The sequence below is a fragment of the Enterococcus termitis genome (genome assembly GCF_001730305.1).
GTDB lineage: Bacteria > Bacillota > Bacilli > Lactobacillales > Enterococcaceae > Enterococcus_L > Enterococcus_L termitis.
This window is the reverse complement of record NZ_MIJY01000034.1, coordinates 189,877-202,881: the sequence shown is the minus strand read 5'-3', so window position 1 is coordinate 202,881 and position 13,005 is coordinate 189,877. Positions and strand designations below refer to the sequence as shown.

At 40.5% G+C, this 13,005-nt stretch carries 13 protein-coding genes; all 13 read left to right on the top strand.

The window, feature by feature from the left end:
* Positions 1-6 precede the first annotated feature (6 nt).
* Complete coding sequence (locus tag BCR25_RS13330) at positions 7-1,167, top strand: double-cubane-cluster-containing anaerobic reductase (protein WP_069664075.1); 1,161 nt, start codon at positions 7-9, stop codon at positions 1,165-1,167.
* A 4-nt stretch (positions 1,168-1,171) separates the two neighbouring features.
* On the top strand, positions 1,172-1,924 hold the full coding sequence (locus BCR25_RS13325) for an acyl-CoA dehydratase activase (RefSeq protein ID WP_069664074.1): 753 nt from the start codon (positions 1,172-1,174) through the stop codon (positions 1,922-1,924).
* 105 nt (positions 1,925-2,029) lie between these two features.
* Complete coding sequence (gene xdh / locus BCR25_RS13320; RefSeq protein ID WP_069664073.1) at positions 2,030-4,606, top strand: selenium-dependent xanthine dehydrogenase; 2,577 nt, start codon at positions 2,030-2,032, stop codon at positions 4,604-4,606.
* Between the two features lie 124 nt (positions 4,607-4,730).
* Positions 4,731-5,327, top strand: a complete 597-nt coding sequence (locus BCR25_RS13315; RefSeq protein ID WP_069664072.1) for an NTP transferase domain-containing protein — start codon at positions 4,731-4,733, stop codon at positions 5,325-5,327.
* A complete protein-coding gene (gene sclA / locus BCR25_RS13310; protein ID WP_069664071.1) occupies positions 5,324-6,475 on the top strand; it encodes a selenocysteine lyase SclA in 1,152 nt (383 codons plus the stop codon). Before BCR25_RS13315 ends, sclA begins: the two co-directional genes overlap by 4 nt.
* 13 nt (positions 6,476-6,488) lie before the next feature.
* Complete coding sequence (gene selD, locus BCR25_RS13305; RefSeq protein ID WP_069664070.1) at positions 6,489-7,511, top strand: selenide, water dikinase SelD; 1,023 nt, start codon at positions 6,489-6,491, stop codon at positions 7,509-7,511.
* A gap of 16 nt (positions 7,512-7,527) precedes the next feature.
* Positions 7,528-8,118 carry a sulfurtransferase-like selenium metabolism protein YedF gene (gene yedF, locus BCR25_RS13300; RefSeq protein WP_069664069.1) on the top strand — a complete coding sequence of 197 codons (591 nt, stop codon included), beginning with the start codon at positions 7,528-7,530 and terminating at the stop codon, positions 8,116-8,118.
* A gap of 15 nt (positions 8,119-8,133) precedes the next feature.
* A complete protein-coding gene (locus BCR25_RS13295) occupies positions 8,134-8,391 on the top strand; it encodes a putative Se/S carrier protein (protein WP_069664068.1) in 258 nt (85 codons plus the stop codon).
* Positions 8,379-9,107, top strand: a complete 729-nt coding sequence (gene yqeC, locus BCR25_RS13290; RefSeq protein ID WP_069664067.1) for a selenium cofactor biosynthesis protein YqeC — start codon at positions 8,379-8,381, stop codon at positions 9,105-9,107. The genes BCR25_RS13295 and yqeC overlap by 13 nt, the downstream gene beginning before the upstream one ends.
* Positions 9,095-9,925 carry a selenium-dependent molybdenum cofactor biosynthesis protein YqeB gene (yqeB, locus tag BCR25_RS13285; protein WP_069664066.1) on the top strand — a complete coding sequence of 277 codons (831 nt, stop codon included), beginning with the start codon at positions 9,095-9,097 and terminating at the stop codon, positions 9,923-9,925. The genes yqeC and yqeB overlap by 13 nt, the downstream gene beginning before the upstream one ends.
* 294 nt (positions 9,926-10,219) lie before the next feature.
* Entirely contained in the window at positions 10,220-10,663 is a 444-nt protein-coding gene (locus BCR25_RS13280; RefSeq protein ID WP_069664065.1) for a flavodoxin, read from the top strand.
* A gap of 61 nt (positions 10,664-10,724) precedes the next feature.
* Positions 10,725-11,558, top strand: coding sequence for a sulfide/dihydroorotate dehydrogenase-like FAD/NAD-binding protein (locus BCR25_RS13275; protein ID WP_139124594.1), 834 nt, complete (start codon positions 10,725-10,727; stop codon positions 11,556-11,558).
* Entirely contained in the window at positions 11,558-12,985 is a 1,428-nt protein-coding gene (gltA, locus tag BCR25_RS13270) for an NADPH-dependent glutamate synthase (protein WP_069664063.1), read from the top strand. Before BCR25_RS13275 ends, gltA begins: the two co-directional genes overlap by 1 nt.
* Positions 12,986-13,005: the final 20 nt, after the last annotated feature.

The following is a 13,005-nucleotide window of genomic DNA, read 5'->3' as shown; positions in this document are numbered from 1 at the left end:
TAAAAAATGCAAATCAAAACAGAATTACCAGAAATTTTTGCTGAATTTGATGAAGCACGACGTCAAGGGTTTATCCAAGTGAAAGAATTAAAGGAAAAAGGTGTGCCTGTTATTGGTGTCTATTGTACTTTTATGCCGGAAGAACTTGTTTTAGCCGCCAAAGCAATTCAAATCAGTCTTTGCTCTACCTCAGATGAAACAATCGCTGCAGCAGAAGAAGATCTGCCTAGAAATCTTTGTCCTCTAATTAAATCAAGTTACGGATTCGGCAAAACAGATAAATGCCCTTTTTTCTATTTTTCAGATTTAGTTGTTGGTGAAACAACGTGTGATGGCAAGAAAAAAATGTATGAATACATGGAAGAGTTTAAACCACTTTATCTAATGCAGCTGCCAAACATGCGCCATTCCGCGGCCTCTTTTGATTTATGGAAAGATGAAATCATTCGCTTCAAAGAAAAACTAGAAGAATTTTTAAATGTCACAATCACGGATGAGCAAATTCGCCAAGCTATTCATCTGAAAAACAGAGAACGAGAGGCTAGAAAAAATTTTTATGGGTTAGGCAAACTAAATCCGCCAGCAATTGAAGGTTCTGAAATTTTCAAGGTAATGTATGGGGCTAATTATTCGTTCGATAAAGAAGGGCTGATTCAAACGTTGAATGATACAACGAAGGCAATCGAAGCACATTATCCGGAGAAACATCAGCCAGGTGGTAAACCACGTATTTTGATCACGGGCTCTCCAATGGGCGGAGTGACAGAAAAAGTCATTCGTGCTGTAGAAGAAAACTGCGGAACGATCGTCGGTTTTGAAAACTGTACAGTGGCTAAAGCTGTTGAACGTCTTGTTGATGAAGAAAAAGAAGATGTCTATGAAGCATTAGCTGAAAAGTACATCGATATTGGTTGTGCCTGTATGTCAAATAATACTAGTCGCTTTGATTTACTGGATCAAATGATCGATGACTATCAGGTCGATGGTGTACTGGATATGGTTTTACAATCATGTCACCCATATTCGATCGAATCTTTAAAAGTGAGACGTTTCTGTCAGGAAGAAAAAAAGGTTCCGTATCTCTATTTAGAAACTGACTATTCAACTGCTGATATCGAACAAATCAATACACGTGTTACAGCTTTTATCGAGATGTTGGAGGGGTAAAATCATGCGAGTGATTGGGTTAGATAGTGGGTCGACCACAACCAAAGGCGTTCTTTTTGAAGAGGGAAAACTGACGAAAAAACAACTCGTACTGACATCAGGTGATCCTAAAAAAGCTGCTGAAAGTATTTTAGAGGCTTTAAAAAATGAAACTGACACGTACGTTGTGACAACTGGCTATGGACGTAAACTGATCAGAGCCGACAAAGTAGTGACTGAGATCACCTGTCATGCCAAAGGGGCTGCCTATTTAAGAGAACATATTCAAAACGTAATCGATATTGGCGGTCAAGATAGTAAAGTTATTCGGCTGGATCAATATGGACAAGTATTGGATTTTAGCATGAACGATAAATGCGCCGCTGGGACAGGTCGTTTTGTAGAGGTCTTGATGCGAACCTTAGGGGAAGAAATTGAAAAAATCGATACATTTGTTTCAACTGCTGCACCAATAAAAATCAATAGTATGTGTACAGTGTTTGCGGAATCGGAGGTAATTAGTCTGATTGGTAAAGGAGAAAAAAGAGAAAACATTGCTTTAGGCGTATTGCATTCGATCGCTAGTCGTATTAGTAATCAGCTGAGACAGCTCAATCCAGAAGCAGGACCGCTCTTTTTTTCTGGTGGTTTGTCACACAGTAAAGTAATGGCGAACCTGATTGCGGAGTATACCAATAAAGAGGTATACTATGACAGAGAGCTCTCTCAATATGCTGGAGCTATCGGAGCTGGCATTATCGGTTTACATCAAAATTAAATAAAAATATTTTTTTGCTAAAAAATAATTTTTAGTTTCATGATTTGTGTTATAATCATAGTGATCAAAAGCTATATTATAATAGAAATTGGGGTGTAAAGGAAAATGTATTCATTCGTAGTAAACGGCAACACTGAAACATGCAGTACCAATAAAAAGCTGATGGATTTTCTGCGAGAAGATTTAAAGCTGACAGGTACGAAGGATGGTTGTAATCAGGGGTCATGCGGCGCTTGTTCTGTACTAATTAATGGAAGGGTTTCCAAAGCGTGCTTGTTCAACTTAGAAAAACTTGATGGTAAAGAAATTATCACAATTGAAGGAATCAGCCAGAGGCAAAAAGATGTCTATGCTTATGCCTTTGCAAAAATGGGCGCAGTGCAATGCGGCTACTGTATTCCAGGGATTGTCATCTCTGCTCAAGGATTGCTGAATAAAAAGGATGATCCGAGTGATGAGGAGGTTCGTAAGGCGATTAGAGGCAATATTTGTCGCTGTACCGGATACGTAAAAATCATCGAAGCGATTCAATTGGCAGCTAAAATGTTTCGTGAAGAGTTGAGCATTCCAGAAGAAGAATCAAGTGGTAAACTTGGAGAAGATTTCAAGCGTGTTGATGCTGTCGAAAAAACTGTTGGAACCGGTCTTTACGTCGATGATATCACGGTAGAAGGAATGCTTCATGCATCAGCGGTCCGTAGTCAATATCCGCGCGCTAAAGTATTGAAGATCAATACAGAAAAAGCGCTAGAGCACCCGGAATGTGTTGCTGTATTAACAGCTAAAGACGTGCCGGGCAACAATAAGATTGGCCATTTAGAGTTTATTTCAGATTGGGATGTCATGATTCCAGAAGGAGAAATTACTCGCTATGTTGGTGATGCGGTCGCATTGGTTGTGGCAAAAGAAAAAGAAGCTCTAGAAGAGCTCAAAGCATTAGTAGAAGTTGATTATGAAGAGTTAACACCGATGGTTACTTGTGAAGAAGCTCTAGCAGAGGGTGCCCCATTGATTCATGAAAAAGGAAATACTTTATCTCATGAACATCTGGTTCGCGGCAACGCAGATGAGCAGTTGGCTGCTTCGGCACATGTGGTTACACAGCATTATTCCGTACCTATTAATGAACACGCTTTCATGGAGCCGGAATGTGCGATTGCAATGCCGGAAGGCGAAGAGGGGATTTTACTTTATAGTGCTGGTCAAAGTATTTACGATGAACAGCGGGAAGTGGCACGCATGCTGGGTGTCGATAAAGAAAAAATCCATGTTCAAGCAAAATTAGTCGGTGGTGGTTTCGGCGGTAAAGAAGACATGAGTGTGCAGCATCATGCATCGCTTGCCGCATGGTGTTTACAAAAACCTGTCAAAGTGTTATTAAGTCGTCAAGAAAGCTTGATGGTCCATCCAAAACGTCATGGAATGGAGATGGATTTCACAACAGGATGTGATGCAGAGGGCAACTTAACTGCAATGAAAGCTGTGATTTATTCGGACACAGGTGCGTATGCATCGTTAGGCGGACCAGTTTTACAACGAGCATGTACCCATGCAGCAGGACCGTACAAGTATCAGCATATCGATGTAGAAGGATTTGCTGTTTATACGAATAATCCGCCAGCAGGGGCGTTCCGCGGTTTTGGTGTTTGCCAAACAGCTTTTGCAATTGAAAGCAATCTAAATTTATTAGCAGAAAAAGTTGGTATTTCTCAATGGGAGATCCGTTACAAAAATGCTGTAGCTCCAGGCGATTCTCTGCCAAATGGGCAGTTGGTCTCAAACAATGCAGCTCTTAAAGAAACCTTATTAGCAGTCAAGGAGGCTTATGAAACGGCCGATATTGCAGGGATTTCATGCTTTTTCAAAAATAGTGGAATCGGTGTAGGATTATCAGATGTCGGTCGTTGTATTGTTTCAGTAGAAGAGGGTAAAGTTCATGTACGAACGAGTGCTGCTTGTATCGGTCAAGGAATGGCAACAGTAACGACACAGGTTGCCTGCGAAACTTTAAACTTACCGCCAGAAATGATCATCGCCGAAGCGCCGGATACACGTCGTACACCAGACTCAGGCACAACGACAGCTTCTCGTCAGTCCTTATTTACCGGAGAAGCAACGCGAAGAGCTGCGATGCAGCTACGTTATGAATTAGATATGGGACGTGCATTATCCGATTTAGAAGGACAAGAATTTTATGGTGAATATTCAGCGAAAACAGATCCTCTGATCAACGATAAAAAAAGTCCAGTCAGTCATGCTGGCTATGGCTATGCAGCGGAAGTAGCGATTTTAGATGAAAAAGGCAAAGTTGAAAAATTTGTCGCTGCTTATGACATGGGCCAAGTCGTTAATCCAAAAGCTGCCGAAGGACAAATCGAAGGCGGGATCGTGATGGGCATGGGGTATGCGTTGACAGAAAAATTCGCAATGGAACAAGGCTATGTAAAAGCAAAATATGCGACCTTAGGTTTGTTAAACGCTGTTCAAGTTCCGCCAATCGAAACGATCTTAGTCCAAGCTGAAAACATTCATGATGGATTAGCTTATGGGATTAAAGGCGTCGGTGAGTTGGCCACAATTCCGACTGCACCAGCTTTAGCAGGTGCTTATTACGCTCTTGATGGCAAATTACGACCAACCTTGCCAATGGAAGATACATTTTATCAAAAAAGGAAAAAATAAGAAATGAACACTGTGATGTGCTTGAAAAATCGCTCATAACAGGCGGTAGAAAAACGCATCTAATTGTGGTGATTGGATGTGTTTTTCTTTTCATAATCAAATCAGAAACAAAGGGGCAACTTCTATGCAAAAGACAAGCGCGATCATTATGGCCTCCGGCTTTTCAAAGAGAATGGGAAGGAACAAGTTATTTCTTGATTATCAAGGGCAGACCTTTTTAGAGCATAGCTTAAATTTGGCGAAACAACTGGACTTCTTTGAACGAATTTTAGTTATTTCTCCTGAAAATTTAGCCCAAGTCTCCTTACCTCAAGGAGTAAAAGTGGTGCTTAATCATGAAGCAGATCAAGGGCAAAGTGCTAGCGTTCGTTTAGGCACTCAAGCAGCTTCCGGAGAGGGTTATTTGTATTTGACGGTGGACCAACCATTGCTAGATGAATCAGTATTTCTACCGCTTTTAACAGCTTTTTCAACTGGAAATATTGTTTTTCCAGTTACCAAAGCAGGTGATCCAAGCAGCCCAATCTATTTTGGAAAAGACTTCCGCACGGAATTAATGCAAGTGACAGGTTCATCTGGAGGACGGGAAGTCCGTAATAAATATCCAGAAAAATGGTGCAAGATTAACGTTGAGGAATCAGAGAAATTAATCGATATTGATACAATATCTGATTACCAAGAATTACTAGCTAAAACGACTTACGAAAGGAATCTGCCATGAAATTGCCTGTCTATTTAAATCATGCAGCAACGTCAAATCATAAATTTGAAACAACAGTCAATGAGTTGTGCACCTACCTAAAAGAGAACAACAACAATAATACAAACCGCAGTGCAAATGGACTGAATGAGGCTAATCTGCTTTTTGAAACACGCCAACTACTGGCACGTTTTTTTCACGCACCGGATCCAGCACATGTGATTTTCACGTCAAGTGCAACGATGTCTTTGAATATGATTTTACATGGGCTATTAAAACCAGGAGATCATGTGTTGACCACAATGGTCGAGCATAATGCAGTTTCACGTCCATTGCATTTACTTGAAACAGAGAAAAATGTTGCTGTAACACGACTTTTTTGCGAAAAAGATGGAACGCTTGATCCCAAACAGATCGCTGCAGCGATTCGACCTGAAACAAAAGTTTTAGTAATGACTCACGCATCAAACGTTTTAGGAACCGTACTTCCTGTGAAGGCTTGTTTTGAACAAGCGAAAAAACAAGGACTTATTACCGTTTTAGATAGTGCTCAAACAGCAGGCTTTCTGCCCATTGATATGGAGAAAATGAGCATTGATATTTTAAGCTTTACAGGGCATAAAAGTTTGATGGGAGTTAGTGGAATTGGCGGTTTTGTTTTAGGAAAAGATATTGAAAAACAGCTCGATCCTTGGCTGACAGGAGGAACTGGCAGTGCCTCTATGTCTTTAAAGCAGCCAGCGTTTTTACCTGACAAATTTGAACCTGGAACGTTGAATATGTTAGGAATTATTAGCTTGAAAAGTGCAGTTCGAGCGATTCAGGAATACGGATTAGAGCAAATCATGGCTCAAGAACGAATGCTGACAGCCAGGTTTTTAAAAGGATTACAAGCATTGCCGGTGCAAATTTTAGGCACCCAAGAGGCAAAGTGCTCTGTTCCAGTGGTATCGATTGTTGCGCCAACTATAGATACGAATGAACTTGCCCAGCAATTAGCAGATGACTTTCAAATTATTACTCGATCAGGATTACACTGTGCTCCACTGGCACATGAAACAGCAGGAACGTTAAAAACTGGCGCTGTTCGTTTTAGCTTTGGATTAGAAACAACTACAGAAGAAATCGATTATACATTATCAGCGCTAGAAGCAATTCTAGTAAATTAAAAGGGGAATAAAAATGGATTTTTTATCACAATGTACCTCAGGAGGCTGTGGAGCAAAAATAGGACCGAATGAATTAGCAGGTCTTTTAAATGAATTACCAGTATTTACAGATGAGCGTTTATTAGTAGGTTTTGATTCCTCTGATGATGCCGCAGTTTATCACTTATCGGAAGAGACAGCGCTGATTTCCACTGTTGATTTTTTTTCACCAATGGTTGAAGACCCTAAAACGTTTGGTCGGATTGCCGCCGCTAATGCGCTAAGTGACATTTATGCAATGGGCGGAGAAGTGCTTTTTGCCTTAAATCTTGTTTGTTTTCCAGAAACGCTTGATAAAAAGTATCTTTCCGAAATCCTTTACGGTGGAGCAGAAAAGCTAAAAGAAGCACAGGCATCGTTAGCTGGCGGGCATTCTATTTATGATCATGAACCAAAGTACGGTTTAGCGGTGACAGGTAAAATAGATCCACAAAAAATCATTCATAATAACACGGCGCAACCAGGAGATATTTTGATTTTGACTAAGGCACTTGGCGTTGGATTGATTCAAGCAGCAGTTAGAGGTCAAGTTGCATCAAAAGAGGCAGAAAAAGCTGCTATCCAATCAATGGAACGTTTAAACAAATATGCTGCAGAAAAAATGCGCAAATTTTCTGTTCATGCTTGTACAGATGTCACAGGCTTTGGGCTGCTGGTTCATGCGGCTGAAATGGCGGATACAAAGGTTACCTTAGTGATCGATACAGAGCAATTACCAGTTTTACCTGAAGCTTATCACTACGCAGAAGAGTTTTTAGCGACAGCAGCAGGCGAGCGCAACCGGCAATTCATGGCTGGGAAAATTGATCTAACCTCTGTCTCACCAGCATACCAAGAACTATTATTCGATCCACAAACTTCTGGCGGCTTATTGCTTAGTGTAGCTCCTGATCAGGCAGAGGCCTGTTTAAAAGCAATTCAAAAAGAAGATCCAGTTGCGGCGATCATTGGCACCGTTTGTGAGAGAACGATGGATCAGCCATTGATCATTTTATAAGAAGGAAGGGTAGCAAATGATAAGAATCAACACTTTAGGAAAACCATGTCCGATTCCAGTTATTGAAGCAAAAAAAGCCATTCGTGAACTTCAGAAAGACGGCGGAACGATCGAGATAGTAGTAGACAATGAGGTTGCTGTTAAAAATATTGAAAAAATGGCTGTCGGATTAGGCTTGATCACTACAAGTAAACAGGTCCAAGCGGAAGAACGAGTCGTTGAAATCGTAGTTCCAAAAAACATGGAGCAAACAAGAAGCGAGCAGACAGATCGTGACTGGGTTGTTGCTATTGGTAGAAAAACGATGGGAGATGGTGACTCGGATCTTGGAGAACTGTTGATGAAAAGCTATATTTATGCATTGACTGAACTAGATACACCACCAGAACATCTATTATTTTTCAACAGTGGAGCTTTTTTAACAAATGAAAATTCTGCTGCTCTAAAAGACCTAAAATTACTGCAAGAAAAAGGGACACAAATCAGCACGTGTGGGGCTTGTTTAGATTTTTATCATATCAAAGAAACATTGGCGATCGGAGAAATCACAAACATGTATGGCATTGCTGAAACAATGGCTCAGGCAAAAAAGGTCATTAATTTTTAAAAATGAGGTGTTAAGATGGAGTATCTTTTGACTTTTCAAAATACTCATTATGCTGTTCACAGTGAAAAAGTATTAGTTGAACAGACGATTCCTGTGGCAGTGATGGCATTACCAACAAGCTTAGGTGATTTTTGCGGAATATGTTTAAGACTAGAGGAAAAGGACTTTATTGAAGGTCGGCGTCATTTGCTGCAGGCTGGTTTGCCGATTGAAGGAATATTTATCATTGAAAATCAAGGTGAAGGAAGGAGCTATAGACCATGGAAAAACTGATCGATTGTTTTGCATTCCAAGGTAGGCAAATTGTTTCACTGATCGGAAGCGGCGGTAAAACAAGTATGATGTGGTATTTGGCAGACTGCTATCGTCAAGAAAAAGTTTTAGTCAGTACAACAACAAAAATTGGTTATCCTACGCATCGTTTATTTGATTATTTTTACAGTGACGATTTTTCTAGATTAGGAAAAGACGACCAAGGAATCACGTTAGCCGGAATTATTACAGCAGATGGACACAAATTAAGTGCACCGCCAGCCAGCGTCCAGCAGTCATTTTCACGATTCGATAAAATCTTTTTAGAAGCAGATGGGTCCAAACAATTACCTTTGAAAGGCTGGGAAACCTTTGAACCTGTTGTAACACCTGAAACGACTGTTACGATTGGAATGATTCCTATTTCTGTTTTAGGAAAAACGATCGATCAAACTACCGTGCATCGACTGCCTCTATTTATAAGAGCAACTGGTGTAGAGCAAGGAGAAATCATTCAAGAAGAGACGTTAGCGGAAGTAATCTCAAGTCCAAAAGGGCTTTGGGCGAAAAGTCAGGGGCAACGAATCTTGTGTATCAATCAAGTAGAATCAGCGGAGCAATTAAAACAGGCGGAAAAAATCTTGTCGTTGCTGCCTTATATGCTGCTGAAACGATTATCCAAGGTAATTGCCTGTAATGTTCAATCAAAAGAAGGGGTCATTTTATGGGAGAAATAAGTCAAATACTTTCAGAAACGATTGTTGCTGTTCGTGGTGGAGGGGATCTAGCAACAGGTGTAATACAAAAGCTGCATCATGCTGGTTTTAAGGTCATTGTGTTAGAAACGGCCAAACCATTAGCCATTAGACGAACAGTTGCATTATGTAATGCTGTTTTTCAAAAAGAACAGCAAGTTGAAGATTTAAACGCTGTTTTAGTCAATTCGATAGAAGAATGCGCTGACTGTTGGTCTAAAAAATGGCTCCCTGTTTTAATTGATGAACACGCGACTTGTCTGCCTCTTTTACAGCCGCTAGTTCTTGTAGATGCTATTTTAGCTAAAAGAAATATTGGAACACAGAAAACGATGGCGCCAATCACCATCGCATTAGGACCCGGTTTTTCAGCGCCAGAAGATGTCGATGTGGTGATCGAAACGATGAGAGGTCATCATTTAGGGAGGCTTTACTCTGACGGCTCTGCACTAGCTAATACTGGAATTCCAGGTGAAATCGGCGGAAAAAGCGCTGAACGAGTGATTCATTCCCCCGCGTCTGGACAAGTCAGACATGTAAAAGACATTGGTGCAGTCGTTCAAAAAGGTGAACTCCTGTTTTATGTCGCTGATCAACCGGTCTATTCACCTCTGGATGGTGTGTTGCGAGGATTAATTTCTGATCAGGTAGAATGTACGAAAGGATTAAAATGTGCAGATGTTGATCCTAGGTCAGCAGAGGAAGTTGATTATCGGACGATTTCTGACAAAGCCAGAGCCTTAGGCGGAGCAGTTTTAGAGGCTGTGTTCCTGGTAGGACGGCAAAAAGGATTATTTTGAGGGAGCTGTTCCTCGGAACATTTTACAGAATGAGTTTCTTTTGCTAAAAAATATTTTTATAACCTAAAAAATATTGTTTAACAGGGGCGGTTTGTGGTATAGTATAAGTGAAGTTTTAGCTACTTTCTGTTTTTAGAAAAGAAAGCGTTTTATTAGTATGTGAAAAAAGTAATTTGTTCTTGAATGCAACAAATCTGTACATATCATCGATATTAAGTATGAGAGGAATGAAAGGGGTTACGTTCGACTTTTATACTTTAAATATTTTAAAAAAAGACGAGAGGATGAGCAAATATGGCACTAGTTAAAATCGTTTACGCAAGTATGACAGGAAACACTGAGGAGATTTCAGAAATTTTGGAGAGCACAGTTCAAGAAGCTGGTTTTGACGTAGAGAGAGAAGAATGTTCAGAAGTAGACGTTGATTTCTTTGATGATGCAGATGCGTGTATTATTGCCACGTATACTTATGGTGACGGTGAGCTGCCATTTGAATTTGAAGATTTTTATGATGAACTGGAAGATAAAGATATGGCTGGAAAAATCTTTGGTGTCGTTGGTTCAGGAGATCGTGAATATGGTGATTTGTTCTGTAAATCAGCGCATGATTTTGTTGAAGCATTGGAAAAAGCTGGGGCTAAAAAAGTAGCAGAAACAGTAGAAATCGAGAACAACGCTGAAGACGAAGATGTAGAAGCCTTGAAAAAGTTTGTAACTGAGCTAACAGCAGGTTTATAAGCGATGCAAACCCTATGAAAGAAGGAAAAATGAATGAAACGATTCCTTAATGGTAAAGCATATGTATAAGATAACCAAAAGCGAAAAACTTTCGAACAATGAATTTGATTTTTGGATCGATGCACCACGCATCGCAGCAAAAGCCCAACCAGGACAATTTGTGATTTTACGTATCAACGAAGTCGGGGAAAGAATTCCATTGACGATCGCAGATGCAGATCCAAAAAAAGGTCAGATTCGCTTGATTTTTCAAGTGATCGGCAAAACAACAGCAGAATTGTCCAAATTAGAGGCCGGAGCTGCTTTGCTGGATTTGACTGGACCTTTAGGTATGCCAACAGAAATCAAAAATTATGGAACGGTTATGATTGTTGGCGGTGGAGTTGGGATTGCAGCGATTTATCCAATCGTAAAAGGCTTGAAAAAAGCGGGAAATCGAGTGATCACGATACTTGGTGCTAAAACAGCTGAATTAGTGATTTTGCAAGAAGAATGCCGCCAGTATTCAGATGAATTGATCATTACAACAGATGATGGTTCTCTAGGAATGAAAGGCTTAGTGACAGAAGCCATGGAGCAAGTGATCAAAAGAGAACCTGTTCATTGTAGTTGGGCAATCGGTCCGAGCATAATGATGAAGTTTTGTACATTAACAGCATCTAAATACACCCTTCCAATCTATGTTTCATTAAATCCGATCATGATTGATGGAACCGGCATGTGCGGCGGTTGCCGTGTAACGGTGGCTGACAGTATTAAGTTTGCCTGTGTTGATGGTCCAGAGTTCAAAGGTACAGAAGTAGACTGGGATGAATTTATCAATCGAATGAAACAATACAAAACAGAAGAAGCAGTGTGTTTAGCGGACTATGAAAAAGCGCAGGTGACAAGCTAATGGCTAGAAAAAGTAGAACAAAAACACCTATTGCCGAACAAAGTCCGGCAATTAGAAAAACGAATTTTGAGGAAGTTTGTTTAGGTTATACGATTGAAGAAGGGCAGGCAGAAGCAACCCGCTGCCTGCAATGTAAAAATGCTCCGTGCATTGCCAGCTGTCCAGTCATGATTGATATCCCCGGATTCATCCTATCGATCAAAGAAGGAAACATGCAAGAAGCTGCGGATATCTTAGGAAAGTATAGCAACCTTCCCGCAATCTGCGGACGAGTTTGTCCACAAGAAAAGCAATGCGAAGAAGTGTGTAAATTGGGGAAAGCTAAAAATTTTGAGCCAGTTGCTATTGGTAAACTAGAACGTTTAGTTGCCGACTGGGCATTAGAAAATAAAGATTTTTCAAAGCATGTAGTTAGTGATCAACCGAGCAGCGGTAAAATCGCTGTGATAGGTTCTGGTCCGTCGGGATTGACTGTTGCAGGTGATTTAGCAAAATTAAATTATGATGTCACCGTATACGAAGCACTTCATGAAGCGGGCGGAGTCTTGACCTATGGTATTCCAGAATTTCGTTTACCAAAGAGAATTGTCAAAAAAGAAATACAAAGTATCGAAGCATTAGGTGTCAAGATCGAAACGAACATGGTTGTTGGAAAAACGATCACAATGGATGAGATTCGAGCAGAATTTGATGCTTGCTATATATCTGTTGGAGCAGGAGCACCGAATTTTATGGGGATTCCAGGAACCTCCTTAAATGGTGTGTACTCATCTAGCGAATATTTAACACGAATCAATTTGATGCATAGCTACGAATTTCCTAAATATGATACACCGATCAAACGATCAAAACATGTTGTCGTGATTGGCGGTGGAAATGTGGCGATGGATGCAGCACGATCAGCAAAACGACTAGGTGCCGAAAAAGTAAGTATCGTCTATCGCAGATCATTAGAAGAATTACCGGCACGAATTGAAGAGTATCATCATTCTGTTGAAGAAGAAATTCATTATCACTGGCTGACGAATCCGGTTGAATATCTGGGTGACGAAAATGGTGAGTTAACAGGAGTAAAATGTATACAAATGGCATTAGGTGAGCCGGATGCGTCTGGAAGACGCAGACCTGTTCCTATTGAAAATAGTGAATTTATTATCGAAGCTGACACAGTGATCGAAGCAATCGGTCAAGGATCCAATAAAGTGTTGTTATCCACTTTCCCAGAACTTGAATTGACTAAATGGGGGTATATTGAGGCGGATCCAAAAACGGGAGAAACTTCGATTCCCGGCGTTTTTGCCGGCGGAGATATCGTTACAGGTGCGGCAACAGTGATTTTGGCCATGGGTGCTGGAAAAGTTGCAGCAGTTCAAATGGACAAGTATGTCCAAGAAAAAAAGAAAACGCCCGTAACAACAAAAGTCTGATGAAAGATAAAAGGTGAAAA

Coding starts and splice junctions, on each gene's coding strand:
- BCR25_RS13330 (WP_069664075.1), top strand. CDS start 7: ATGCAAATCAAAACAGAATTACCAGAAATTTTTGCTGAATTTGATGAA.
- BCR25_RS13325 (WP_069664074.1), top strand. CDS start 1,172: ATGCGAGTGATTGGGTTAGATAGTGGGTCGACCACAACCAAAGGCGTT.
- xdh (WP_069664073.1), top strand. CDS start 2,030: ATGTATTCATTCGTAGTAAACGGCAACACTGAAACATGCAGTACCAAT.
- BCR25_RS13315 (WP_069664072.1), top strand. CDS start 4,731: ATGCAAAAGACAAGCGCGATCATTATGGCCTCCGGCTTTTCAAAGAGA.
- sclA (WP_069664071.1), top strand. CDS start 5,324: ATGAAATTGCCTGTCTATTTAAATCATGCAGCAACGTCAAATCATAAA.
- selD (WP_069664070.1), top strand. CDS start 6,489: ATGGATTTTTTATCACAATGTACCTCAGGAGGCTGTGGAGCAAAAATA.
- yedF (WP_069664069.1), top strand. CDS start 7,528: ATGATAAGAATCAACACTTTAGGAAAACCATGTCCGATTCCAGTTATT.
- BCR25_RS13295 (WP_069664068.1), top strand. CDS start 8,134: ATGGAGTATCTTTTGACTTTTCAAAATACTCATTATGCTGTTCACAGT.
- yqeC (WP_069664067.1), top strand. CDS start 8,379: ATGGAAAAACTGATCGATTGTTTTGCATTCCAAGGTAGGCAAATTGTT.
- yqeB (WP_069664066.1), top strand. CDS start 9,095: ATGGGAGAAATAAGTCAAATACTTTCAGAAACGATTGTTGCTGTTCGT.
- BCR25_RS13280 (WP_069664065.1), top strand. CDS start 10,220: ATGGCACTAGTTAAAATCGTTTACGCAAGTATGACAGGAAACACTGAG.
- BCR25_RS13275 (WP_139124594.1), top strand. CDS start 10,725: ATGTATAAGATAACCAAAAGCGAAAAACTTTCGAACAATGAATTTGAT.
- gltA (WP_069664063.1), top strand. CDS start 11,558: ATGGCTAGAAAAAGTAGAACAAAAACACCTATTGCCGAACAAAGTCCG.